The sequence below is a fragment of the Clostridium sp. OM05-9 genome (genome assembly GCF_003481465.1).
Lineage (GTDB): Bacteria > Bacillota > Clostridia > Lachnospirales > Lachnospiraceae > Coprococcus > Coprococcus ammoniilyticus.
Genome location: NZ_QULF01000004.1, coordinates 335,923 through 361,757 on the forward strand (window position 1 = coordinate 335,923; position 25,835 = coordinate 361,757).

Consider the following 25,835-nt stretch of genomic DNA (forward strand, 5'->3'; position numbering starts at 1 on the left):
AATTTAAGGAGGATTTAGAAATGGCAAAAGACAAAGTTGTTCTTGCATACTCAGGTGGTCTTGATACAACAGCTATCATCCCTTGGTTAAAAGAAACTTATGATTACGATGTTATCTGCGCCTGCATCGATGTAGGACAGGAAAGTGAACTGGAAGGGCTGGACGAAAGAGCAAAATATTCAGGAGCTTCCAAGTTATACATTCTGGATGTTGTTGATGAATTGTGTGATGAATACATCATGCCAACCGTTCAGGCAGATGCTGTATATGAGAATAAATATTTACTTGGTACTTCTTTTGCAAGACCTCTGATCGCTAAGAAATTAGTTGAGGTTGCACGTAAGGAAGGTGCTGTTGCGATCTGTCATGGTGCAACAGGAAAAGGAAATGATCAGTTAAGATTTGAGCTTTCAATTAAGGCTCTTGCTCCTGACATCAAGGTTATCGCTGTATGGAGACAGCCGGAATGGAAGCTGGATTCCCGGGATGCGGAGATCGCATACTGTCAGGCACATGGTATTAATCTTCCATTTGATGCTGCTCATTCTTACAGCCGTGACCGTAATATCTGGCACATCAGCCATGAAGGTCTGGAACTGGAGAATCCTGCAAACGAACCAAACTACGATGATCTTCTGGTTCTCGGTGTTACCCCTGAAAAGGCACCGGATGAGGATGAATATCTGACACTTGATTTTGAAAAGGGTATCCCAACTGCTATTAACGGTACAAAGATGAAAGTTTCTGATATCATTCGTGAATTAAATCGTTTAGGCGGAAAGCATGGTATCGGTATTATCGATATCGTTGAGAACCGTGTTGTCGGCATGAAGTCCCGTGGTGTTTATGAGACTCCCGGCGGAACAATTCTGATGGAAGCTCACAAGCAGTTAGAGGAGCTGACTCTGGATCGTGAAACACTTGCATACAAGAAGCTCGTAGCAACCAAGTTTGCCGATCTTGTATACGAAGGAAAGTGGTTCTGCCCTCTTCGTGAATCACTTCAGGCATTTGTTGAAAAGACACAGGAGACAGTTACCGGTCAGGTTAAGATGAGACTGTACAAGGGAAATATCATCAAAGCCGGAACAACTTCTCCATATTCTCTGTATTCTGAGAGTCTTGCAAGCTTCACTACCGGTGAGCTGTATGACCATAAGGATGCAACCGGATTCATCAACCTGTTCGGCCTGTCCATGAAAGTCCGCGCAATGATGAACGAGAAGAACAAGAACAACGACAAATAATAGTTGAAATAGAAGCGGCATTCCTGTTATAAAGGAAATTTCTTCCGTAAATCTTTGAAATAAAATGGGAAATACATTACATATTATTCCGCAAGTCGTTCGCACTCTATTTTAACGCAACGGTACTAAGCTCCTCGCCCATGGCGACTCGCTAAGAACCGGCGTTAAAAAAGGCTTGCTTCATAATAGTAATGCTATTTCCCATTTTGTTTTATATATCGATTTCCAGATATGTTTCCTTCACAACAGGAATACCGCTTCCATTTTTTTAGATATTTTCACGCCACCAGGCGGTGGTTTCTGGCACGGTCGATCACGATTGCGATTGTGATGATGGCGGCTGCAAAGAGCACCTCGATCCCCATATATACGAATGCTTCCGATGGTATCTTTGCCTCATAGTCCAGAAGATCAACGACTTTGACATACCAGTAAGCCGGAAGAAAATGTGCCAGCTTAATGACCCCTGCTCCAAGGAATTCCACCGGAACAAAGATGCCAGACAGGAACGCCATACCAAGGGACACTATATTGCCGATCATACTGAAACCTTCCTCGTTTCGAGCAATCTTACTTGCAAGAAAGGCAAGCGCCATGGCTACAAACATGTAGCAGACCATATTGAGCAGATTCCCAAGTCCTGCTGCCGTAAACATTTCTTTTCTGAATACAAAGCATCCTCCAACCGCAAATACAGCACATCCAAGAAATCCTGTTACAATCGTACCGAGAAGGATTTCTTTTGTCATATTGGAATATTTATATGCCGAGCTTGCGATCCGTTCTCTTAATTCTTTTTTGTCATATACGATCAATACCGGACTTACACCTTCGATCATCATGACCACAAATATCCAGCCCAGATAACTGAAAAATGTATATCTCGTACTATGTTTTCCGCCATGGTCTTCGGTTGTCATTGTTACATTCGTTCTGATCTGAAACAGTTCATTTACCTGAGCTGCTGCCTCCGCCCGGTCATATCCGGCTGCAAAATATGCATTCAGATAAGAGATGTATTTATTCACGTCCGATTCAAACAGTTCCACCTTGCTCCGGTTCGGAATTGCAACGATCTCGATATAATCGGACAGATCTTCCTTATCCAGATGATCCGCATAACCCTTTTTAATGCGGACGATACAGTCTGTATTCCGGTTAAACAGACTGTCCTGCATCGCTTCCGTTGTATCTGTTTTTAATTCAGCATGTTTATGTGCATGATCCAGATACGAAAACAGTTCTTCACTTTCTGCCGTCTGGTCATAATCAAACCAGGCGAATTTACACTTCATGCTTTTATATTCATCTTCTGTTTTACCGGAATTTGGCAATATAAATCCAAATATAATGCCTGCAAAGATCCCAATATACATCAGCATTGAGCCTTTTTTCTTATTTAAGATTTTAAAATAGGATTTAAACACTTGCATATTTGTTCCTCCTTAAGACCAGAATACTCGCTCCAAGCAAACAGACAGCCATACCGGTTAAGATCAGGATATTTCTGAAATAACGATCGTAATTATCGTATACATTGAGTGCATAAAGGCAGTCCGTTACCAACACTGCCGGATTGATCCGGTTCAGAATCGGAAGTTTATCTTCAATACTGTTTTTAATTCCATGAACCATCAGATCCGCCATAAAAGAGAACGTCAGGCTGGCCGCTACCGCAATTCCAATCTTTCCTCCATATGAGCATTTTGACCAGGAACCAAGCAGCATTCCCCCGGCAATACCGATATTACATGCAATAAAAAGCACCAGTAAAATAGCCGGATATTTCGTACCAAACTGTACACCGAACAGCCGCATATAGATCACAGTAATAACCTCTGCGGTAAACTGAACCAGCAGTAATGCTAGATACTCCGCCAGAACAGTCACAAGTTTAGGATTCGGTGACAGACAACGACGCATTCCAAGCGCACTTTCATTTGCCTGCAGCTTGTGCATTCTTGTGATTCCGGCAAAAGAAGAAAACAGACAGCTCATAGCAAGCACTGCATAGAAATAATTATAATACTCATTCTGGCATCCGTCCGATGTAGAAATCTCTTCATAATATACCGCATCACTCTGCACTGCCTTCTGAATGATCTCCGGTGCAGCCTCCGGATTCTTCTGCATCAGATTCAGATACATCTGTTCCATCTGCTTATACTGATTCAGAATGGATTCCAGGATCGACTCCTTGGTGTCACTCTGTCTCACAGTCAGGCTTGCATCCGATGTATAGATCACACCGGTCACTTCTTCATCCTTTAACTTCTGAAGTGCTTCTTTCTCGCTAAGCACCTCCATGTCGATCCGTTTATTTTCGCCGTCCATGGAGAGCGTAGACAGTACCATCATAAGGGCCGTATCGTTCTCGCCATCCCTCACAACCGCGACCGGGATATCTTTAAACATTTCATCCTTTTCCATGATATTTCCAAATGCCATGTACATGAATGTGAATAATGCGATCGGAAACAGTATCGTCCAAAACAGTGTATCTTTGCCTTTTATCAGCATCTTACCTGCATATTTAAAATTATGCCAAAACATATCCATCCCTCCTAATCCCGAAGTGTCTTTCCGGTGATCTCAAGGAACACATCGTTCAGACTCGGAAGCTCAGTATATACTTTTCCAAACAATACCGCATGCTCCTTCATATATTCCATAACCCGGATCAGATTGTGATCTCCACCGGAGTAGATCAGTTTCAACATTCCATCCTGGTATGAACTGTCATACACATGCGGAAGCTGTTTCAGCTCCAGCAGTTGTTCATCTGTCAGTGCCGGAGCTTCTATGAAGATACTCTCCGTCTTCTTTATCATTTTTTTCAGTTCTTCCTTCGTGCCAAGAGCGACCTTTTGGCCTTTATCCATGATCAATATACGGCTACAGATCTGTTCTACCTCTTCCATGTAATGAGAAGTGTAAATGATCGTTGCGCCTTTCTTATTAAGCTCGACAATTCCCTCTAAGATCTTGTTCCTGCTCTGCGGATCTACCGCCACCGTCGGTTCATCAAAAAAGATCAGCTTTGGTTTGTGTGCAATTCCACATGCAATATTTAATCGTCTGAGAAGTCCTCCTGACAGCTTTTTCGGCAGGAACTTCTTATAGTCCTGAAGCTCGACAAATGCAATGGCATCCTCTACATACTGTTTTCTTGTCTCTTTATCCCTGATATACAGCCCACAGAAATAATCGATATTCTCATATACCGTCATTTCATCAAATACAGCCACATTCTGCATTACAACACCGATCTCCCGTTTCAGATCGTAGCTTGTCGATGTCATCTTCTTACCAAATACCCGGACATCGCCCTGATCGTATGTAAGCAACGACAAGATACAGTTGATCGTCGTCGTCTTGCCCGACCCATTCGGTCCAAGCAGGCCGAAGATCTCGCCCTCTTTCACCTCCAGATCAAAGTGTGATAATGCTACAAAATCTTTATATCGTTTCACCAGATCTTTTACTTCAATCGCATATTCCATAACTGTCTCCTCATTCATTTTCTATTCGGATGCTATTGTTTCTTCCGGCATCGCGTCTGAAACCCATCGCATATGTTCCATGTTATGCTGTCATTCTATCATACCAGGATAATTCTGTTCAGTGCCAATCTTCACATCCGTAATATGACATTTGTCACATTCTTTTAAAATCCGGAGTTTTTCATCTTTAGTCAATTGACGCTGTATTTTTCAACAGGTATACTAATATCGTCACTTATGAATCCGATCCGGTTCACGCAATTACCTGACATCCGCGTGACCTGTCTATATACAAGGGGAAGTTATGAAGCAAATCCTGACACGACTGCTTATATTTGTAATATGCTGTATTATGTGTATTCACACTTTTTCGATATCCACGCACAGCGTAATATATATCCTGCTTGCGATCATCCTTGCCTTTGGCACAATACTGATTGCCGACAGACTCTCACCTGCAGCTCTGACTCTTATCCATGCAGGCATATTTATTCTGTGCTGTATGATTCCTGAACTTGTTGTATTTCTTCCGCTTTTCTGCTTCTATCTGAGCAGACGGCCGGTCTGTTATACTGCTCCCATCGGGATCCTTGCTATCATTCTGGCTACAACAAAATTTTCTGTAGAAACACTTCTTTTAATATGTGTTCTCTGTCTGTGCAGCATGTTATACGGATATCTGACCACAGAGCTTGCCACCCTTCATCAACAGATGAAGCACCTTACAGATACATCGGAGACAAATGAACTTCTGGCAAAAGAACGAATCCGTATGATCCGGAAGGAACAGGATAACAGGATCTATACTGCAACCCTGAAAGAGAGAAATCGTATCGCCAGAGAAATCCATGATAATGTCGGTCACATGCTCACCAGATCCATTCTCCAGGTTGGTGCAATCCAGACGATCAACAAAGAACCAATCCTTACAAATCCGCTTTCTGATCTCCGCACTACGCTGGATACTGCCATGAACAGTATACGATCAAGTGTCCACGATCTTCACGATGAATCCATTGATACGAAAGCTGCCATTCAGGATATGTTAAATGATATAACAGGCTTTCATACTTCATTTGAATATGATATGAGCAACATTGTTCCAAAGGATATCAAGTACTGTCTTATCAGTATTGCCAAAGAAGCGATCACAAATGCAGTAAAGCACAGTAACGGCGATCAGCTCTCGATTCTGATCCGGGAACATCCGGGGTTCTATCAGTTGACGATTCATGACAACGGAACAGACATTCACCTTACAGACACCCCTGGTATCGGACTTACCAACATCCGGGAACGAGTCCAATCCTTATCCGGTACTTTACAGATCACAACCAATTCCGGATTCCGCCTGTTTGTCAGTATTCCAAAGCATACACAAAAAGGAGATAGAACTGCATGAATATTATAATTGTTGATGATGATGCATTTGTCAGCGCATCATTAAAGATCATCTTAGAATCCTACTCAGATATTACCGTACTTGCGACCGGAGCAAATGGTCACGACGCCATCTCCCTGTACGATACTTACATCCCCGATGTTCTGTTAATGGATATCCGTATGGAGGGCATGGATGGTCTGACCGCATCGAAAGAGATCATCACCGGACACCCTGACGCAAAGATTCTGTTACTTACTACCTTCGCCGATGATGACTATATCATCAAAGCCATCCGGACCGGCGCAAAGGGTTACATCTTAAAACAGGATTTTGAGACCGTTGCATCTGCGATCACCGCCGTACACAACGGACAAACTGTTTTTGGAAATGAGATCATGAACAAGATCCCTACCCTGTTACAGGCTGAAGATCGTTTTGATTATCCGTCCTACAATCTTACGGAAAAGGAATTTGAACTGATCCGGCTGATTGCCGATGGTCTGAATAACAAAGAAATTGCAGAGCAGCTCTTCCTCTCGGAAGGAACCGTCCGCAATTATCTCAGTAATATCCTTATGAAGCTTGACCTGCGCGACCGCACTCAGGTTGCCTGTTTTTATTATAAGAATTTATTATAATCTGTTTTCAAAATCTGCATTTTATAAGCAAATAATTTATGTCCATTATTTATCGGATGATTTTTTTCGACGGATAATCAAATATCCTGCCAATATTAATATTCCAATCGCAGACAGACATATGCCCGCCATCAGATATGGTGTATGATAGGTCAGTGTAATCACATGTTCCCCTGCTTCTACCGAAACGCCCATCAAGCCGGTTCCAATCTTTACAGGAGCTACCTTTTTCCCATCTACAGCAGCCGTAAAGCCTTCATTGTACGGAACCGCCAAATACAGGATTCCAGCCTTGTCCGCTGTTATATGCCCATTTAAGCAATTGCCATCATACCCATCAAATTCCATTGTATTCTTTAACACATACTCTTTAAATGCCTGAACCGTTTCCTCATTTATCGCATACAAGGCAACTGTCTTTATGCCCGACTCATTCCTAACAGCAGCCGTAGCAAACCGCAGCTTAACCTCATCTCCGGCATTTACATTTCCAATATGTATCATGCCTGCTGATTCCGGATAAACCGAACTCACAACCTGCTGATCATTCACATAAACATCAACACCCTGCAGTCTTGTGTCCGAACACTCTACATACAGATCCTCTGCCTGTTCTGCTTTATAGGAAACTATCATGGAGGTTGCAATATCCGCCTGAGCTGTATAAGCATAGACACCATCGCCCTGCTTTGCTGCATCCAGGCCGGTAAATGAGATCATATCATCTGTAAGAGTCTTCTTCTCAAACAGATCTTCCAGTTCCGGCTGATCCATTCCAAGCATTACCAGTTCATTCTGATTTTCGGCTGCACTCTTCTCTCCACTCCAGTTCAGAATGTCCTCATCCAGAAGGAAGCCCATCCCTGCAAGAGCATCCGCCTCATACAGATATCCATATGTTCCATCCGGTGCTGCCACCATATGATATCCACCTGCTGCTCCTAATTCATTTGTCATAATATACCGGACATTATACATCAGTGCTGTAACCGGAGTCGTTCTTCTGTAGGTATACTCTATATTCTGATAATGTGATAATCCAAGACTAGCAAAGGAATCAATGGCAGAACCATTTGCCATGGAGGAATAGCAGTTTGTATTTGATAACTGCAGATTATCATAGGAATACAATGCCGTCTTACGTTCTCCGGCTTCCAGATCACATTCTGCATATGCTGTTTCCCTGGATGTCTGTTTTATATCATCTGTAAGACTTCTGTTATTTCCCTTTGCACTCAGTACATAGCTGCCATTTAACACCAGCTCTATGATCCAAAGGCTGACCACCCATATATAAAAGGTCTTCCATTTGATGCTTTTCCGGAGTACAAAGACAAACAAACCAAAATAAGCAACGATAAATATGAGTACCGCTACATAGGAATTTGGATTTGTTTCATCGCGATTGAAGAACAGCTCCAGCAGAAACAATACAAGGCAGCTTCCAAATGCTGCTCCTGCCTGCCACATCCGGATCTTCTTTATATTCAACAGACATACATAGGCTGCCCCAAGCAGCAAAAACGTCCAGATAAATGCAAAACGATTTCCCATACCGTGTGTAACTGCGAATCCATGAAGCACATAATTCAGTCCTGCCTGATTCATTGCAAATGCAAGAAATATCAGAACTGTCAGATACCGGAGCTTCCAGGTCCATTCTATCTTCTTCATAAAGAACAACAGGATCACCAGCAATACAATCAGTGTGCCACAATAATTATTATGATTAAACAGATTGCCTGTCGTCACCTTATTCAACGGGTAAAATGAATTGATAAAATTACCGATATTACCAAGCTGATACCACGGCAGCTTATCATCCATACTTCCTGCCCCGGACAAATGCAACACTGCATAAAAAGCAGGAACCAGTACCACACCTGCGATCATCCCTGCGATAACGGACCAGATCAGAAACCGTAGAATCCCCCTGCCAAATTCACGAAGAGTTTTCCAGTCCTGTAACAGGAAATACAGCACGATAAACAGGCACAGATAAAAGGCAAAATAAAAATTCACGATAAATCCAACCGCAAGCAGCACTGTATAAGCAATCTTTCCCTTACCGGCAGCCATCCGTTCTACTGCGATCGCAAGAAACGGTACAAGGATCAGACCATCCAGCCAGATTACATTGTGCTCATATACCAGCACAAATCCGCACAGTGCATACGACAGAGACAAAACAATTTCAACTGCTGTCTGCCAGCCACGACCAGTTTCTTCATCTGCATACCGTTTCAACTCTGTACGTCTGAAAAAATACAGTCCCGAAGGAGCAAGCAGAGAAGCTTTGACAACGATCATAATAACCATTGCCAGCTCCACATGTCCGGATCCGCATATTACTGCTATGATATTAAACGGGCTCATACAGTAATAAAACATATTTAAAAGCATGTCCATTCCCAGACCATGATCCCACAAAAAGGTACTTTTATCTCCGGAATGCAGCCATTCCAGAAAGGTCTGCAGCATTCCTGTATACTGATCATATGCATCCTGATACAGAAAGCTGTGGCTTCCAAATGGATACTGTCCGTTTATTATCATATTTACAATATAAAAGCCCAGACAAAACAGAAACAACAGAAGGTACATCATACCATGCATGTACCTTCTGTTCTTCTGAGTTGTCTGAGCATCGTTATAATTATCTTTTACATTCATCTGCCTCAACATATCTCTTACATCCATTCACTTATTAATAAAAACAATGATTTCCAATAACCGTATAATCGGATAAGGAATCCGTATCAATATAATTCACATTCAAGAAACTCATAAAAGATCCAATATTATTATTTCCTGCTAATGCATCATCTGCAGCCTGCTGTGCAGTAGACAGCGGTCCGTTCTGCAGATATCCCTGCATCACACTTCCGGTTGCCATCGGAAACTGATTTGGTGCATAAATTACAGATGAGATTGAATTGCCCCAGCTACCACTCTTTACACGATTCAGAACCACATTTGCAACTGCAAGCTGACCTTCGTATGGCTCATATCCAGCTTCCATGCTGACCAGACAGGCAAGCAGATAAGCATCATCATACTGAGATGGATCTACAGAAGATGCTTCTGTCGTCGCTTCCTCTGTTGTTGGTGCTTCTGTAACAGGTTCTTCCGTTGTCGGAGCCTCTGTGGTCACCTCTTCTGTCGTCGGTGTTTCTGTCGTATCGTCCGTTGTCGGCTCATCTACTGACATAACCTCAGGTTCTGATGCTTCTTCAGATGCAACCTCTTCTTCTGCAGATGCAACTTCTATTGTTTTCTGTGTCTCTGCATCAACCATTGCTGTATAATCATCGATTGTCATTGCGTACTCATAAGACTCTGCAACTGTGATATAATCTGCTGCTATGTACCCGGTAACATCATTTGCCAGTGTTACCTGAACCCAGTTCTTATCCTGTTCCTCTACAGGAAGAACCGTATCCTTTGCTACCAGCTCAAGAATATCAGAATCTGTTGACTTCTCTGCACGTACACGGACGGTATCATCCGTTACTGTTCCAAGCACTTTCTTATAATCTGCCGCATATGTCTCTGCATCCTTACCGGTCAGAATATAATCCCTGTTTACATATCCCGTTACATCACCGGAGGAAATTTTCACCCAGTCACCATCTGTTTCCAGAACATCACCTACATTACCATCAAACAGCTTTCCAACAATATCAGAATCCGTCGATGCTTCCTTACGGATATTTAATGTATCGTCAATCTTGGCGATAAATTTACCATCAAATTCGGACTTCTCTTCTGCTTTTGCTACTACTGTCTTCTTCTGTGCTGCCTTCTTGGTTGTACTATTGTTCTGATGTGCAGTCGTATCGACAGAAGCAGTCTCTTCACTGGTTGTCTCCACTTCAACAGTCTGAATGGTCTGACTGTTCAGGTAAGCAGGGTTGTGATCCAACGCCTCCCCATACTTAACAACAAGTCCGATTCCTGCTACCGTAACGACCGTAGTTGCTGCTACAAGCAGATTACGTTTCATATATCTATAACTGAATAAACCTCTTCTCATATGGGAAAAACGATTATTTTTTCTGTTAATTCTCATCTTTTCGTACCTATTTATTAAAAACCATGACAAAATGTTACATTTCTGTTAAAAATAATACTCTAATTTTGATTTCATGTCAATACGCATATGTCCCCCACATCAACTTTTTATAGTAAAATGTATTAATTTTTTGTGAATAAACAAAGGATTTTTTTGTTTATTTTATATAATCTGCTGTAATATTACTTTGTAATCACACACTTAACATTTCCGTCATAATTACAGATTTATTATAACATTTTCGCACAATACCAGCCATATTCTGAAATTTACTGAATTTATTCCACAGCAACGAAAAATCCATGCTATAATGGTGAAAAATCGTCAGCCAGCAGGCATGGTTTTAGACTCAACAAATGAACAAAAGGCAGGTAACAGCTATGCGAATTGATAAATTTCTGGCAAATCAGGACATCGGCTCCAGATCCCAGGTAAAACAATATATTAAAAAGGGAATGATATCAATAAATGGAACGGTCTGCAAATCTCCTGAACAGAAGATTGATGAAAATACAGACCAGATTTCTTACAACGGAACGGTTATTGGCTATCAAAAGCACCACTATTACATGCTGAACAAACCGGCAGGCTGTGTCAGCGCAACCAATGACAAACTGCACACAACCATTCTGGATCTGTTAAAAGGTTCTGTTTCTGTAAAAAATCTGTTTCCTGTCGGCAGACTGGATATTGATACAGAAGGGCTGCTGCTCATCACAGATGATGGAGAACTGTCCCACAATCTCTTATCCCCATCCAAGCATGTAGCAAAAACATATTTTGCCCGTATCGACGGGCTGGTAACAGAAGAACATATCAAAGCATTCAAGGCAGGTCTGGATATCGGAGATGATAAGCCAACCAAGCCGGGCACTCTGGTCATAAAAAGCACCAATCCTGATACCAGCACCTCTGAAATTCTTCTGACGATCACCGAAGGACGTTACCATCAGGTCAAACGCTCCTTTGAAGCCCTCGGCATGAAAGTCACCTACTTAAAACGCCTGTCCATGGGTAGTCTGGCATTGGACGAAGCCCTCGCTCCCGGCGAATTCCGCGAACTGACAGAAACCGAGTTACAGGCATTAATACAGAAAATTTTTTAATTTAACTTTGCGCTGATATTGTTATTCCTTATAAACATACAGAAGGGGTTCTGCCCCGGATACAGACAACCACTATAATATGACATAAGCGAGGATTTCGAAATAAGATGCACATTGCCAGTAAATGCGAGCGCTTGTTCGAGCCAAAGGCGAGTTAGCGCAGAAGCATTTCCGAATCAGGCATGTGCAGCGAATCGAAACCGCAGCGAGTCATATTATAGTGGTTGTCTGTATCCGGGGCAGAACCCCTTGTATATGTTTTGTAATAAATAACAATATCCGCACAAACTACAGAAGGACATTTCCGTATTAGATCATTCCTTTGATGTACAGGATGCTGCTTGTAATTCTTCCGCCGGAATGTTTTACATAATCACGGTACTCTTCGTAGCTGATGTAGTATTTCTTACCCCATGAAGAAACGATCAGGTATTCATGACCTGCTATTTCCTCTACTCCTGTCACAACAACAAAATGGCTGTGAACATTTTTCTTCATGGAAGCAAGCATCCGCCCATCCTTTTCCACATACATATGGATTCCTTTATTTCCAAATACATTTGGTATATTCGGACCAATTGATAATACAACCGGCTTATTTTTACGGATCAAATGCCTGATCTGTTTCATCATTTCCTCGTCAGATAAAAACAGTCTCCATCTGGCACGAAGTCCAATATCATTCAGCATAAAATAACGGTTCAATGTATTCATTATCGTCACGCCTGTCATTCCTTTATACCACAGGAAAAATACATAATGCTTATAGAACCATTTCACATATTCAAGGTAATCATTTTTGTTATAAAGTCCCTTCGGCTTGTTGATCTTGCGGATTGCATCTGTCATAAGTCCGGGATTCTGTTCTGCAAGATAGATGGATATATCCGCCAGTGCGATCACTCCGCAGCCTACCTTCTGCATCTTCTTACTCTTGCACCATGACTGATTACCACCATAGCTGATCGTATTCATGTTTTTTATTCTGATATAATCTTTATTTAACAGATAATTATTCTCCATATTATTCACCCTCTTATATCAAATCTTTGATAATACTTATTATCAGGCTTCTATAGAGAGATTATAACACCCATCTCCATTCACTTCAACCATTTTTTATACCATGAGAAGTAGTTTTGAAAACCATGTTTCTGTTTCTATATTTTCCCCTTTACTTTTCGTCCCTATTCTGCTATAAAAGTAATGAGCTGGACAAGTGATCGCGGCTGTCATATGACAGGTGAGGAAAGTCCGGGCTTCACAGGGCAGGGTGCCGGATAACGTCCGGTGGAGGAAACTCCCAGGCTAGTGCAACAGAAATAAACCGCCATGTATATGGTAAGGGTGGAAAGGCGAGGTAAGAGCTCACCGCTGCTTCTGGTAACAGAACAGGCTCTGTAAACCCCACTCGAAGCAAGACCAAAAAAGCAGCTTCGGCTGTGAGACGAATGGCTGCCCGTCAAGTCTCAGGTAGGTCGCTTGAGCTTTATGGCAACATAAAGCCTAGATAGATGATCACTCTCGACATAACCCGGCTTATCGTCCAGCTTTTATCATACTGACGATAAATGGGCTGGCTATATATGTATTTCACAGAACACTCGCGTTCTATTTTCTACGTAGCGGTTCTAAACTCTCCGCTTTTCAAGCGGTTCGTTAAGCACCGACGTAGAAAAAGGTCTGTTTCATACATATATAGCCAGCCCATTTATCTGTTCATTGACTTATACAAAGTGAGAATCATCCTCAAACTTTAAAACAGCCTCCACCGATAAACTCGCGTAAGATGGAGTTTAATGGTACGACGGTTTCTTCCAATGGAAGAAACCGATCAGTCAGCTCTTTTAATCGAAGGACGTCTGAATAATATGGAGACGTTTCTTCTACTGCCATCAATAGTGGTTCAATATGTTTTTTCAGCACAGAATATTCATACAACAATCCGGAATTAAACATCACATCCGCATTGTCTTCATATGGGAATATATACCGTTCCTCTCCCTGTCTGACGGATTGCCACATCGAAAGAGTTCGTTCTATGTCATGGCCACGGGTTCGGTTATCCCGGACGATCCGGCGGATCAGCCGGCTGTCCAGTGTAGAAATCTTATCCTCTGATCCAATCATAAGCTGATTCAATGGACTGATATAGATTTTATATTTATCCTCATCTGAAAGTGCATATGACATTTTGGGATTCAGTGAATGGATTCCCTCCAGAATCAAAACATCCTGAGTCCCTATACGCAAATTATCCCCTTTGTACAGTCTTCTGCCATTCATAAAATCAAATTCCGGCAGTTCAACTGTCTGTCCGCTTAACAACTGATTCATATCATGATTCAGTAATTCTACATCCAAAGCTTCCAGACATTCAAAATTATAATTTCCATTTTCATCCTTTGGATTATCTTCCCGATTGATAAAATAATTATCAACTGCAATCGGATGCGGATGCAGTCCAAGTGCACAAAGCTGTATACTAAGCCGGTGTGAAAATGTCGTCTTTCCGGCAGAGCTTGGTCCTGCGATCATCACAATCCTTTTTTTCTCTCTGCGGATACTTCTGGCTATATCATAGATCGCATTCTGCTGCATGGCTTCACATACAAGGATCAATTCCGTGCCTTTCCCTGCTTCTACGATCTCATTGATCTTTTCAACCGAATCAGCCCCTACACGGACTGCCCATTTCTTTGCAAGCTCTTTTAAAGTCAGCACGCTGTTATGTACCGCTTTTTCGCTCATATTTCTAATAAACCTCCAAAACCCTTCTGTCAACAAAGGCCACTGATGATCATATCATCCACGATCTCTGTCATCCATCTATGCCATATACCTGCTTCAAAACTGCACAAATGGTCTTTTGTTCTGCTTTTACTGTCTTCAGCCGTTTTGCCGCATTCTCCGTATTCTTACCACTTAGGCTGTTGATCAGCCCGGCCGTTGTATCCCGCCGTTTTACCAGCCACGACCGTAAAACCGGATCTTTCTTTCGTAACAGGCTTCCACCATACATATAGCACCAGTCATCAGCAAGCTTTGAACAATCATATTCATCCTTCTGCACCATCTCATGAACCCTTACATCCAACAGGTTATAATATTTTCCGGCGTCGATCAGCATCTGTTCATCTGCAAGATGATATCCTTTTTCTGCCAGATATCGTCTGACCTTTTCAATATCCGACTGTGGTTGAAGCACAAGCTGATCACAACGTGTAACCACCTCTTCGCCGCGTTCCAGAATGTCGATCATCAACATACCGCCCATTCCAGCCAGAACAACAGCGTTTACCTCGCCCGGCACAATTGTATCAAGCCCGTCACCCATACGAATCTCAATCTGATCCGACAAGTTCATTGCTTCAATATTCCGTTTTGCTATCGCAATCGGTCCCCGTCTGACATCGGATGCGATCACCCGTTTTGCTCTGCGCTGTTCTACCAGATATATCGATACAAATGCATGATCGCAGCCGATGTCTCCGACTGCATCACACGGCTGTATCATATCTGCAACCGACTGCATCCGTTTCGACAGTTCTATCATATGCTCTCCATCCCTATTTTAGTATATATAATCTCTCAGTTTTCTGCTTCTGCTTGGATGTCTGAGCTTCCGAAGAGCCTTTGCCTCGATCTGACGGATACGCTCTCTGGTTACATTAAATTCCTTACCAACCTCTTCCAGTGTTCTTGCTCTTCCATCTTCCAGACCAAAACGAAGGGTAAGTACCTTCTTTTCACGTTCGGTCAGCGTATCAAGTACCTCAACCAACTGTTCCTTCAATAAAGTAAATGCAGCAGCATCTGCCGGAACCGGCATATTATCATCCGGAATAAAATCACCCAGATGGCTGTCTTCCTCCTCACCGATAGGTGTCTCCAAGGATACCGGTTCCTGCGAAATCTTCAAAATCTCACGCACACGTTCAACCGGAATATCCATAACCTCTGCGATCTCCTCCGGCTGTGGCTCCCTGCCAAGTTCCTGTAATAACTGTCTGGATACACGGATCAGCTTGTTGATCGTTTCTACCATATGAACCGGAATACGGATTGTTCTTGCCTGATCTGCGATTGCTCTTGTAATTGCCTGACGGATCCACCATGTTGCATATGTGGAGAATTTATAACCTTTTCTGTAGTCAAATTTTTCTACTGCTTTGATCAGTCCAAGGTTTCCTTCCTGGATCAGATCAAGGAACAGCATACCGCGTCCGACATAACGCTTTGCAATACTGACAACCAGACGGAGGTTTGCCTCTGCAAGCTTCTGTTTTGCCTGCTCATCACCTTCTTCCATACGTTTTGCCAGTTCAATTTCTTCCTCTGCACTCAGAAGAGGCACTTTACCAATTTCCTTCAAGTACATTCTGACAGGATCCTCGATGCTGACACCGTCCGGTACAGAAATGTCGATCTTATCTACATCCACATCCTCTTCCAGATCTTCTAACAGAAGCTCCTCATCGTCATCCTCTTCTGTGATCGTCAGAATATCTACATTGTGGCTCTCTAAAAATGAAAAGATCTGCTCCATCCGTTCCAGATTCAGCTCAATTTCTTTTGCATCATTAAAGTAACGTATGATCTCTGTATCTTCAATTACCATCTTTTTCTTTTTTGCCATCTCAAGCAGGCCCTGCAGCTTCGCCTGAAATTTCTCTTCAATCTGCTCTTTATTCTCTTTTGATTCCATAAATCATGATCCTCCATAAATATATAATAGTTTATCCATTCTATAAGGAAATATGCAGCTTTGTAAGATTTGCTTTGGCACGTATGAGGTTCTGCATCTCGCTTATATCATTTGTCTTTGCCAGCTTATCTTCTATACTGCTTAAACTTATCTTTTTTACAACATCGGTCACTGCATTGTTAATTTCTTCCTGCGTCATATCAATTCCGATGTTCGTCTGAAGCATCTCTGCCACCAGCCGCTGTTCCTCCAACGACTCAAATGTCGTCACGATGCTCGCAGGCTCTACCCTGCCATTCTCCCGATACTGGGAATACAGCTTATCAGCCACTACCCGGTAAACACCATCTTCAAAACAGGTTTCATCAATGATTCCATCCAGTTTCTGAAATAATCCCGGTTCGTTGACCATCCATGTCAGAAGCAGCTTCATTGGTTTATTCTTTGCCGGATCGGCAGCTCTGCTTTCATGCTCTGCCCGCCGTTCTTCCCGTTCTACAATCTCTGACCGCGGAACACCTGCAATTCCGTATTTGTGCACCAGATCTGTAAGACCTGCCTTGTCAATATGGTATAGGTTCGATACCGCTTCTATATAATTATTACGCTCCAGCACTTCTTCTATCTGTGCCAGTCGTTTTGCTGTCTCATTGTGGAAGGAGGTTCGCTCCTCCGGATCGTTCAGATTGTATTGTTCCGACAGCATACGAACCTCAAACATGATCGCGCTTTCTGCATTTTTGATCCGCTCCTCAAAGGCTTCACTGCCAAGTGTCTGAATAAATTCATCCGGGTCCTTATACGGCCGCATATTAATAACTCTCGCCGAGATACCTACTTCTCGCATGATCGATATAACCTTCAGCGTAGCCGCAACACCCGCGCCATCGCTGTCATATGCCAGATATACTTCATTTGTATATCGCTTCAATATATTGGCATGTCCAAAGGTAAATGCAGTTCCAAGTGATGCTACCGCATTATCAAAGCCCGCCTGATGCATGGATATGACATCCATATAACCCTCGCAGCAGATAAACCCTTTTCGCCGGCTTCTCCTGGCAATATTCATTGCAAACAGATTCCGGCTCTTATCAAATACAACTGTATCACTGGTGTTGATATACTTTGGTTTTCCATCACCCATGACTCGTCCGCCAAATCCGATCACCTTGCCATTGATATCCAGAATCGGAATCATCGCACGATTCCAGAACTTGTCCGATCCACCATTTTTCTCATCGATCAAAACCAGACCGGAGTCCTTTAACTCTGCATCTGTATATCCTTTTCCTTTCAGGTAACGATACAGATCATCCCGGTAAATGTCTGCATATCCCAGACCGAACTGATTGATTGTTTCATCCGAAAGGCCTCTGCCCTTAAAATACTCATAGGCTTTCTTTCCATGCTCTGTATGCCGCATGATATAATGAAAATATGCTGCTGCGGTCTTATTCATATCCCGAAGCAATATTTTATATTTCTCTCTTGATGCATCCTGTCCGGACTGATTACTCTCCGGCAGCGTCATTCCTGCCTTATCCGCCAGATACTGTACGGCTTCCGGGAATGACATATTCTCATATTCCATGATAAATGTAAATACATTTCCTCCAGCTCCGCATCCGAAACAATGATACAACTGCTTGTCCCGGTCCACCTTAAAAGACGGTGTCTTTTCATGATGGAATGGACAACAGGCTTCAAACGTCCTTCCTTTTTTCCTGAGACTGACATACCCCGATATCACATTCACGATATCATTTCTGGATATCACCTCATCTATCACTTCATCTGAATAGTACAACGACTACCCTTCCTTTCCAATTCAACTACTTTCTATCTATACGTCCATAAGGTTCTGTCTAAACACATCCTCCTTACGGATTGCAGTCTCATCTCAGACACCCTGCCATGCACTCGGAACATAAATCTCCTTAAATGTCTCGATCGCATAGTTGTCTGTCATCCCCGCTATATAATCACAAATCACCGTCGCAAGATCTTCACCCATATAGAGCATCTCTATACTTTCATTGTTCAATCTTGACTGATCCTCCATGTAATAATCATATAATATCTCTAATAACTTTTCTGCTTTTACTTCCTCGCTCTTTGCCACCGGATTCGTATACAGATATTCAAACATATATCTGCGGAGAGCTGATAATGCATCTCCGATCTCCTCCGACATCTCAACTGTATCCGTACCATAGCTTGTATCGATCACGTCATGGATCAGACAATCCAGCCGATCTCTTGTATTGCTTCCAAGAGCCTTTACAATACTGATCGGAAGATCCGATTCTTTCATAATACCACCGCGGATGGCATCATCCATATCATGGTTTACATATGCAATCTTATCTGCAAGGCGGACAATCTTTCCTTCCAATGTTGCCGGTGTACAGGAGGTCTTATGATTCAGCATACCATCCCGGACTTCCCAGGTCAGATTCAGTCCTGCTCCTTTTTTCTCCAGTTTTTCCACCACACGCACACTCTGTTCATTATGCTGAAATGACCTGCCGGAGCATCTGGACAATGCCCGTTCTCCTGCATGCCCAAATGGCGTATGCCCCAGATCATGACCAAGTGCGATTGCCTCTGTCAGATCCTCATTCAGTCGAAGTGCTCTTGCGATCGTTCTTGCAATCTGCGCCACCTCAAGGGTATGCGTCAGTCTGGTTCTGTAATGATCATCTCCCGGTGATAGAAATACCTGCGTCTTATGCTTCAGACGACGAAACGCCTTACAGTGAATGATCCGATCCCTGTCCCGCTGATAGACTGTCCGAAGATCGCACTGTTCTTCTTCCCGATCCCTGCCTCTGCTCTGATCACTGAATGATGCATAAGGATTCAGAATCTCATGTTCCTGTTGCTCCTGTTTTTCACGAATCAGCATATTTCACCATCCTCCATGGTCAATATAACGAATATAACAAAAAAGTCCGTACAATTTTATTATTCTACAGACTTTTTCTTTTTCCTTTATTTTATTTTGAAAGAATACAATTTGTTTTTCTTTTATTTTCCCTCTTCATCCACTGATTCCTGTTCATCCAGTTCAGCTTCCTTTGCCGCTTCTTCCGCAGCTTTTCTCTCCTTCTCTGCAGTGTCAATGATCCTTTGTTCATTCAAACGGAATATCTTACGCATCGTATGTGTTGTTCCCCACGCAATTGCTCCAAATAAAAGCAACAACCACATATACCAGATACTCACAAACACAACCGGATATTTCACACAGATAAATATCGGGACAAACCATGCGATAACGACCTTTACCCATGACCACAGATAAGTGATTGAAAGTACCATTGCATTTCTTACCGTGATACTCAACGTATTATTATACCTTGCAATTAATGGAAATAAAAACGGTACAACAAGTGCAACTAATACTGCCTCAATTATAAGCACAAATGTATAAAATGTTGAAATAAATCCTGTTACTCGTTTGATCATAATATATTCAGCCAACATTACAGCAACTGCAACGAGCAACAGTAAAAACGCAATCGTAGATTGTTTGAAACTACGCTTAAACTCATGAATGAAACCAGAAACAACAGTTTCCTCTTCATCTTCCTGAAGTCGGATGCACATTGCATACAATGCAGTAAATGATGCACCAATCGTAAAAATCGGAATACATCCTATTACAAAACAGATATTCAGTGCAAACATTGTTCCAAATGCATCCATTGCGCGTCTCAGAAACGGTTCTTTATCCCTTCCGCTATTCTTGTTGTCTTGATTGTTTGTCATTTCATTCATCAAATTATCCTCATAAACAAAAATATAGAGAACCTGCTACCGCAGCTTCTCCTCACTTATTCAGTATATATAATGTGGGTATCGATCGCCCATGGCTTCCGATACCTACATTATATTTTATAAAAGACCTATTTACTCCTTTACACCACCAAGTGCTACACCTGCGATAATGTACTTAGAAAGGAAGAAGTACATAACCAGAATTGGAAGTACTGTAGTGAAAAGTCCACAGTAAATCTGACCCCAGTCTCTTGACTTATCATTTGCCTTTAACGCTGAAACGTACATAGGCATTGTCTGCTTCTGTCTCTCTGTTGCAAGAATAATTGAAGGTGTATACAGGTTATTCCATGATGCAACGAATCCGAAGATCGCCTGTGTTGCCATAGCCGGTTTCAACAGCGGAAGTACAATCGTATTGAATGTATGCATTTCTCCCGATCCATCGATTCTGGCTGCTTCAACGATCTCAACTGAAAGACCTGTTTCCATGTACTGCTTCATGAAATAAACAGTAGTAGGAGCAGCGATTGCCGGAATAATCAGTGCTAAGAATGATCCGTATAAGTGTGTTAAGTTACAAATCTTAATGAAACCAACGATTGATACCTGCTGAGGAATCATCATGATCGCATAAATAAAGCCCCATGCAAACTTCTTTAACTTGAAGTTATATACTGTAACTGCATAAGCTGTTAATGATCCGAAATAGATCTGCAATACTGTAGCCGGAACAGTAACCAATAAAGAGTTTAACATAGCCTGAAGTACGTTAACACCACTTGTTTTTTCACTACCTGCTAACAAACCTTTGAAGTTTGTAATAAATTCTCCACCCGGTATCAATTTAATACCTGTAACAATTTCTGTTGACTTTAAAGTAGAGTTAATGATCAAAATATAAAATGGCAATATTGACAGGAAACAAAGCAAGATACAAACGACGTATCTGACAATCTTGCCTCCTGATACTTTTGATTCTGTCTGATCCACTTTGTTCACCTACTTTCCATCCTTTGATGATTTTTCTGCTGTTAATTTGTAGAACAGTAAGCTGATAATCAGTGTGAATGCAAAAAGCATAACTGAATATGCAGCGGCTTTACCATAATCCTGTGTACCTCCGGCACTTACATACTTCTTAACCAGCATTACGACTGTTGTTGTTGAATTAACGGATGATCCACTGCCTGTTACAACTACAGGACCGCCCTCATTGAACAACTGAGGAATATCGTACATCTGTAAACCACCGATAGCTGATGTTACAAGTGTATACTGTAAGATCGGCTTTAACAATGGAAGTGTAATCTTGAAGAACTGCTGTTTAGATGAAGCACCATCCACGCTTGCAGCCTCATACAGGGATGGGTTAATACCTAAGATACCTGCACAAAGAACGATCATTGTGTTACCATACCACATCCAGAACTGAATGAAAGCAATGATGATCAATGATGCCCAGCCATGATTTAAGATACCACCCTTATCACACCAGCCAAGGTCTTTGAAAATAGTCGTGATAGGACCATTAACCTCGAACATACCGTAGAATAATACGGCGATTGTAGCTGCTGTAATAATGTTAGGCATATACATGATAACCTTGTAAATACCGCTTCCCTTTAACTTGATCTTGATGTCTGTAAACCATGCAGCAAGAAGTAAAGCCAATAAAATCTGTGGAATGAAGTTTAAGATCCACAGAACTACTGTTACCATTAATGACTGCCAGAACTCGCTACCAGTCTTTGCAAATACATAGTTTGTAAAGTTTCCAAGACCAACCGTCTCAGTTACATATCTACCATTTTTAGCGGAATAGATAAATGAATTATAAAAAGTATAAAGAAGAGGATACAGCTGAAAAACTAAGAATACAAGAAAGAATGGAATGAGAAAAAGTAAACCATATTTTCCATATTCAACTGTCTTATTCTTTTTCATTGTGTAAGAGCACCCCCTAAAAATTAATCGTTTATAGTACACACGCACCAGCAACTTTCATTACTGATGCGTGCAAATTGTGTTACTTAATCAGTTTTTAGGGATTATTCAGCTGAAATACCTAATTCTGATGCACACTTATCCTGGATATACTTAACAGCTTCATCAACTGATTTGTATGTTCCTGAATTGTATGCTGTAGAAGCTTCATCAATAAATGCCTTGATTGAAGCATCCTGGTATGTTAAGTTGCTGAGGTTAATACCTTCTGCTGATGCTGCCCATACTTCGATAGGATTCTGGCCACCAAGGAATTTAGCTGCTGCATTGTCAGCGCTAAGTTCGCCAGCGATAAGTCTAGCATTAGCTTCTTTGTTGTTTACACAGTCACCTGTCTGGTTTGTAATTTCAACACCTACGTCTGGATCACATGTTAATTCGTAAAGAAGGAATGCAGCTAACTCAGGGTTATTTGTATCCTTACCTACACATACATATGTACCGCCCCAGTGATAAGATGTAGGGCCTGTAACAGCTCCCCAGTTACCATCTGTAGCACCATTACCCTGCATTGAACCAATGAACCAAGGACATCCGAAGTAGCAGAATACCTTAGAATCATCCTTCATATCTGCTGCCCATGAATTATCCCACATAGATGTGTTGTTTGAATATTCACCATCGTAAATCTTCTTAGCTGTCTCAAGATACTCTGTAACTGACTTGTCAAGTGTAAGAGTTTCCTTTGAACCGTCATCTGTTACCCAAGGCTGTGACTGAGTATCCCAGATAGCATACTTAACATCAGGAGCACCAGACACGATCTTGTATCCAGCAGCCTTTAATGTCTCAGCTGTCTCGAAGAACTTATCCCATGAAGCAAGTGCTTCCTGAACCTTTGCAGGATCATCTGTTCCAAGAACTTTCTTAGCGATGTCTCTTCTGTAGTATACAGAACCTGCTGTTGCCTGCCATGTTACGCACTTAAGCTCGCCGTCTGTTGTACCATACTGCTTAGCGAAGTCGTATGAGTTAGCAAGCATCTCATCTGTGAAACCTAAGTCATACAGATTAGCTGTCTTTGAATCATCTTCTGACCAGTACTTAGCTACATCGTTATCAGCTGGGATAAGTGTAGGATACTTGTCTCCGCTTGTAAGAGCTGTATCAATAGCTGTCTTGTAGTCATCTGATGTTCCACCAAGACCAAGTGTTACGAACTCAACGTAATCCTTGTACTCTGGGAACTTGTCAAGAACAACGTTCAGCTTCTTTGAGAAATCTTCATCCCATGAATAAGCGTAAATCTTCTTGCTGTCATCCCATCCATCTGTGCTAGGAGCTTCAATCTTAGCTGCTCCTGAAGCGTCCTCTGATGATGCTTCTTCTGATGATGCATCCTCTGATGATGCTGTCTCTGATGTTGCTTCTGATGATTTTGGCTCTGATGTTGAGTTATCTGTCTTGTCACCACAAGCAACAAGTGATAATCCCATAGCAAGTGCTAATGAAAGAGCCAATGCTTTTTTGATTTTTCTCACAAAAAAACCCTCCTTTTAAAATATGTGTGCTATTCCTTTCATTCATACTTCTGCGGATTGACATCTGCATCTGTATTATTTACTGGAATGCCTGCCACTTTTATACATGATCTGATTAACTTATCATTTACACAATATGTCAAACATGATTATGTATGTGGCTTTCTTAAGATATTATTGACAAATTTCCTTGTCAACATAGGCTTATTATAGGACATATTATCTAATTTGGCAAGCCCTTTTTTATTCTTTTTTATCTTTTTTGTACATTTTTAAATTTTCGTTAAAAAAAATTTACCAATTTGCGACACTGCTTATTTATACTATTTCCACAATTTTAGCTCAATTGACATACAATTTAAATCTTTATCTTTCCGTTGTCTCATTTTTTGCGTAGTTGCAGTTCTCTTTCTGTATAACTCCATCTATATATGATGTACATTGCGTATTCGTTAAAATGTATACGTTTTTACCACAACGCATATCGCCAATTCTGTTTTTTACAAGGTACACGTCTTTATGATCTGCTAAATACATATTCTTTATATTTCATTTCTTATATTTTCATTCTTTTTTCATACTCTTTACCACGCCTGCTTCTTTTTATCCATTTCCATCTGTGTTATACTTATCATTATTATATAAGTAGAAAAGGAAACACTATGAGCAACAGCAAAAAGAAAAAGAAGAAAAACAACCATACCTCCGCAACTTCCAATGTACAGGCAAAAAAGCAGACTGCTGTGCAAACAGCAAAACCGGCTAAGGCACAAAATATCGAAACTAAACAGGAAACTGTCAATACTCAGGCTGCCGTCGAAAAGAAGGAACCGGTAAAGGTACAGACTATCGAAAACAAACAGGAGCCGCCGCACGAGTTCAAAGATCCACGCAAGGTTCCACCAAAGGAAGATCTTAAGATTGAGGACAAACTGGAATTTGCAACCATGTCCCGTAAGGAGCGTCGGGCAGCAAAAAGAAAACGATTAAAGGAAACGACCGAAGGAATGACCTTGGTGCAGAAGTTACAATACTTTTTATATGCGTATAAGATGGAGATCCTGCTACCGCTGATCGTGATCATCGCAATCAGCCTGATCGTAGTTGCATTCTTCCGCGGCAACAAACCGATTGCACTCTCCTATGCGGTTGTAAACTGTGAAGATCTGGAAGCACTTGATACCTCTGTCATAGAAGCTGATTATTGGAACTACTATGGTTTTGATGACAATTATCAGTTTCAGAAAGTTCTGGATCTGAAGTATGATCCAAGCACCAGCACCAACGAAGCATCCAAAGATGCCGAAAGCGGAAACTACATTGCATTTCCTACTCTCTGTGATGAAAACTACTACGATATTATCATCACAAATAAACGGGGACTGGAATACTTAAGTGAAAGTTCGATCATTCATACACTGGGTGAAGCATTGCCTTCCGATCTGTATGATATTTTCACCGCTGATTACAACGACCAGATCACAACTTCTCCTGCTTACACAGGAAAGAGTGCTCCATATGCAATTAACATCAGCGATACCGACTTTGCAAAGAAACTGAATCCGGGCTACGACGATGTCTACATCTGTTTCCCCGGCGTATCCGAAGACAACCAGAAGCGTGTCAAGCAGATCTGTAACTTCATCTTCGACCTCGGATTGGATCTATAAATAATACCTATATAGAAGAAGATCACACAGGACTGTCTCTGAAGTGATCCAAATATAAATATACCCACTATAAATGACTTGCTGCGGTTTCTGCTCGCAACACATGCCTGATTCGTAAATACTTCTGTGCTAACTCGCCTTCGGCTCAGACAAGCACCCGTATTTACTGGCAATGTGTTGCTTGCGACGAAATTCTCGCAAACGTCATGTTATAGTGGGTATATTCATAT

General features: G+C 41.7%; 20 protein-coding genes and 1 other RNA gene. 6 read left to right on the forward strand and 15 right to left on the reverse strand.

Annotated elements, in window-relative coordinates; translation table 11 throughout:
• The first annotated feature begins 20 nt into the window (after positions 1-20).
• A complete protein-coding gene (locus DXB77_RS08705) occupies positions 21-1,247 on the forward strand; it encodes an argininosuccinate synthase (RefSeq protein WP_021944730.1) in 1,227 nt (408 codons plus the stop codon).
• Positions 1,248-1,525: 278 nt separating this feature from the next.
• Here DXB77_RS08705 and DXB77_RS08710 read toward each other — a convergent pair whose 3' ends face one another.
• From DXB77_RS08710 to DXB77_RS08720, 3 genes are read right to left on the reverse strand one after another with little or no spacing between them, the layout of a single operon-like run.
• Positions 1,526-2,680 (reverse strand): ABC transporter permease, encoded by a 1,155-nt coding sequence (locus tag DXB77_RS08710; protein ID WP_117808755.1) that lies wholly within the window; start codon positions 2,678-2,680, stop codon positions 1,526-1,528.
• A complete protein-coding gene (locus tag DXB77_RS08715) occupies positions 2,667-3,800 on the reverse strand; it encodes an ABC transporter permease (protein WP_182439462.1) in 1,134 nt (377 codons plus the stop codon). The genes DXB77_RS08710 and DXB77_RS08715 overlap by 14 nt, the downstream gene beginning before the upstream one ends.
• Positions 3,801-3,811: 11 nt before the next feature.
• Positions 3,812-4,750, reverse strand: coding sequence for an ABC transporter ATP-binding protein (locus DXB77_RS08720; RefSeq protein WP_243100164.1), 939 nt, complete (start codon positions 4,748-4,750; stop codon positions 3,812-3,814).
• Positions 4,751-5,054: 304 nt separating this feature from the next.
• Between DXB77_RS08720 and DXB77_RS08725 the strand changes: the two genes are divergently transcribed.
• Positions 5,055-6,152: a histidine kinase gene (locus DXB77_RS08725; RefSeq protein WP_118663045.1), complete on the forward strand. Its 1,098-nt coding sequence runs from the start codon at positions 5,055-5,057 to the stop codon at positions 6,150-6,152.
• Positions 6,149-6,772 carry a response regulator transcription factor gene (locus DXB77_RS08730; protein ID WP_117808759.1) on the forward strand — a complete coding sequence of 208 codons (624 nt, stop codon included), beginning with the start codon at positions 6,149-6,151 and terminating at the stop codon, positions 6,770-6,772. The genes DXB77_RS08725 and DXB77_RS08730 overlap by 4 nt, the downstream gene beginning before the upstream one ends.
• 45 nt (positions 6,773-6,817) lie before the next feature.
• Here DXB77_RS08730 and DXB77_RS08735 read toward each other — a convergent pair whose 3' ends face one another.
• Positions 6,818-9,457, reverse strand: a complete 2,640-nt coding sequence (locus tag DXB77_RS08735) for a YfhO family protein (RefSeq protein ID WP_182439463.1) — start codon at positions 9,455-9,457, stop codon at positions 6,818-6,820.
• Between the two features lie 22 nt (positions 9,458-9,479).
• On the reverse strand, positions 9,480-10,844 hold the full coding sequence (locus tag DXB77_RS08740; protein ID WP_118484640.1) for a cell wall hydrolase: 1,365 nt from the start codon (positions 10,842-10,844) through the stop codon (positions 9,480-9,482).
• Between the two features lie 383 nt (positions 10,845-11,227).
• Between DXB77_RS08740 and DXB77_RS08745 the strand changes: the two genes are divergently transcribed.
• Positions 11,228-11,953: a pseudouridine synthase gene (locus DXB77_RS08745; protein ID WP_117823286.1), complete on the forward strand. Its 726-nt coding sequence runs from the start codon at positions 11,228-11,230 to the stop codon at positions 11,951-11,953.
• Positions 11,954-12,262: 309 nt separating this feature from the next.
• On the opposite strand, the gene DXB77_RS08750 is transcribed toward DXB77_RS08745, so the two are convergent.
• Positions 12,263-12,976 (reverse strand): hypothetical protein, encoded by a 714-nt coding sequence (locus DXB77_RS08750; RefSeq protein WP_021943496.1) that lies wholly within the window; start codon positions 12,974-12,976, stop codon positions 12,263-12,265.
• A 184-nt stretch (positions 12,977-13,160) separates the two neighbouring features.
• Between DXB77_RS08750 and rnpB the strand changes: the two genes are divergently transcribed.
• Positions 13,161-13,511: RNase P RNA component class A (gene rnpB / locus DXB77_RS08755), an RNA gene on the forward strand.
• Between the two features lie 191 nt (positions 13,512-13,702).
• On the opposite strand, the gene DXB77_RS08760 is transcribed toward rnpB, so the two are convergent.
• The 9 genes from DXB77_RS08760 to DXB77_RS08800 all read right to left on the reverse strand — a co-directional run bounded on the left by DXB77_RS08760 (position 13,703) and on the right by DXB77_RS08800 (position 23,935).
• Complete coding sequence (locus tag DXB77_RS08760) at positions 13,703-14,704, reverse strand: nucleoside kinase (protein WP_117808763.1); 1,002 nt, start codon at positions 14,702-14,704, stop codon at positions 13,703-13,705.
• A gap of 70 nt (positions 14,705-14,774) precedes the next feature.
• Positions 14,775-15,509 (reverse strand): class I SAM-dependent methyltransferase, encoded by a 735-nt coding sequence (locus DXB77_RS08765; RefSeq protein WP_117808764.1) that lies wholly within the window; start codon positions 15,507-15,509, stop codon positions 14,775-14,777.
• A gap of 18 nt (positions 15,510-15,527) precedes the next feature.
• Positions 15,528-16,661: an RNA polymerase sigma factor RpoD gene (gene rpoD, locus DXB77_RS08770; RefSeq protein ID WP_021943499.1), complete on the reverse strand. Its 1,134-nt coding sequence runs from the start codon at positions 16,659-16,661 to the stop codon at positions 15,528-15,530.
• A 40-nt stretch (positions 16,662-16,701) separates the two neighbouring features.
• Positions 16,702-18,471, reverse strand: a complete 1,770-nt coding sequence (gene dnaG / locus DXB77_RS08775) for a DNA primase (protein ID WP_117823284.1) — start codon at positions 18,469-18,471, stop codon at positions 16,702-16,704.
• A 93-nt stretch (positions 18,472-18,564) separates the two neighbouring features.
• Positions 18,565-19,572: a deoxyguanosinetriphosphate triphosphohydrolase gene (locus DXB77_RS08780; RefSeq protein WP_117823282.1), complete on the reverse strand. Its 1,008-nt coding sequence runs from the start codon at positions 19,570-19,572 to the stop codon at positions 18,565-18,567.
• A 122-nt stretch (positions 19,573-19,694) separates the two neighbouring features.
• A complete protein-coding gene (locus DXB77_RS08785) occupies positions 19,695-20,447 on the reverse strand; it encodes a YesL family protein (protein ID WP_118484646.1) in 753 nt (250 codons plus the stop codon).
• Between the two features lie 132 nt (positions 20,448-20,579).
• A complete protein-coding gene (locus DXB77_RS08790; RefSeq protein WP_117823278.1) occupies positions 20,580-21,449 on the reverse strand; it encodes a carbohydrate ABC transporter permease in 870 nt (289 codons plus the stop codon).
• Entirely contained in the window at positions 21,450-22,394 is a 945-nt protein-coding gene (locus DXB77_RS08795; protein ID WP_117823277.1) for a sugar ABC transporter permease, read from the reverse strand.
• A gap of 104 nt (positions 22,395-22,498) precedes the next feature.
• Entirely contained in the window at positions 22,499-23,935 is a 1,437-nt protein-coding gene (locus DXB77_RS08800; protein ID WP_182439464.1) for an ABC transporter substrate-binding protein, read from the reverse strand.
• Between the two features lie 662 nt (positions 23,936-24,597).
• Between DXB77_RS08800 and DXB77_RS08810 the strand changes: the two genes are divergently transcribed.
• Positions 24,598-25,605, forward strand: a complete 1,008-nt coding sequence (locus DXB77_RS08810; RefSeq protein ID WP_118663049.1) for a hypothetical protein — start codon at positions 24,598-24,600, stop codon at positions 25,603-25,605.
• Positions 25,606-25,835 lie beyond the last annotated feature (230 nt).

Bases quoted from the DNA above. Each gene is read 5' to 3' on its own strand.
- DXB77_RS08720 (WP_243100164.1), bottom strand. From the start codon at position 4,750: ATGGAATATGCGATTGAAGTAAAAGATCTGGTGAAACGATATAAAGAT.
- DXB77_RS08710 (WP_117808755.1), bottom strand. From the start codon at position 2,680: ATGCAAGTGTTTAAATCCTATTTTAAAATCTTAAATAAGAAAAAAGGC.
- DXB77_RS08715 (WP_182439462.1), bottom strand. From the start codon at position 3,800: ATGTTTTGGCATAATTTTAAATATGCAGGTAAGATGCTGATAAAAGGC.
- DXB77_RS08760 (WP_117808763.1), bottom strand. From the start codon at position 14,704: ATGAGCGAAAAAGCGGTACATAACAGCGTGCTGACTTTAAAAGAGCTT.
- DXB77_RS08795 (WP_117823277.1), bottom strand. From the start codon at position 22,394: ATGAAAAAGAATAAGACAGTTGAATATGGAAAATATGGTTTACTTTTT.
- DXB77_RS08810 (WP_118663049.1), top strand. From the start codon at position 24,598: ATGAGCAACAGCAAAAAGAAAAAGAAGAAAAACAACCATACCTCCGCA.
- DXB77_RS08740 (WP_118484640.1), bottom strand. From the start codon at position 10,844: ATGAGAATTAACAGAAAAAATAATCGTTTTTCCCATATGAGAAGAGGT.
- DXB77_RS08750 (WP_021943496.1), bottom strand. From the start codon at position 12,976: ATGGAGAATAATTATCTGTTAAATAAAGATTATATCAGAATAAAAAAC.
- DXB77_RS08765 (WP_117808764.1), bottom strand. From the start codon at position 15,509: ATGATAGAACTGTCGAAACGGATGCAGTCGGTTGCAGATATGATACAG.
- rpoD (WP_021943499.1), bottom strand. From the start codon at position 16,661: ATGGAATCAAAAGAGAATAAAGAGCAGATTGAAGAGAAATTTCAGGCG.
- DXB77_RS08730 (WP_117808759.1), top strand. From the start codon at position 6,149: ATGAATATTATAATTGTTGATGATGATGCATTTGTCAGCGCATCATTA.
- DXB77_RS08705 (WP_021944730.1), top strand. From the start codon at position 21: ATGGCAAAAGACAAAGTTGTTCTTGCATACTCAGGTGGTCTTGATACA.
- DXB77_RS08725 (WP_118663045.1), top strand. From the start codon at position 5,055: ATGAAGCAAATCCTGACACGACTGCTTATATTTGTAATATGCTGTATT.
- DXB77_RS08735 (WP_182439463.1), bottom strand. From the start codon at position 9,457: ATGTTGAGGCAGATGAATGTAAAAGATAATTATAACGATGCTCAGACA.
- DXB77_RS08785 (WP_118484646.1), bottom strand. From the start codon at position 20,447: ATGAATGAAATGACAAACAATCAAGACAACAAGAATAGCGGAAGGGAT.
- DXB77_RS08745 (WP_117823286.1), top strand. From the start codon at position 11,228: ATGCGAATTGATAAATTTCTGGCAAATCAGGACATCGGCTCCAGATCC.
- DXB77_RS08780 (WP_117823282.1), bottom strand. From the start codon at position 19,572: ATGCTGATTCGTGAAAAACAGGAGCAACAGGAACATGAGATTCTGAAT.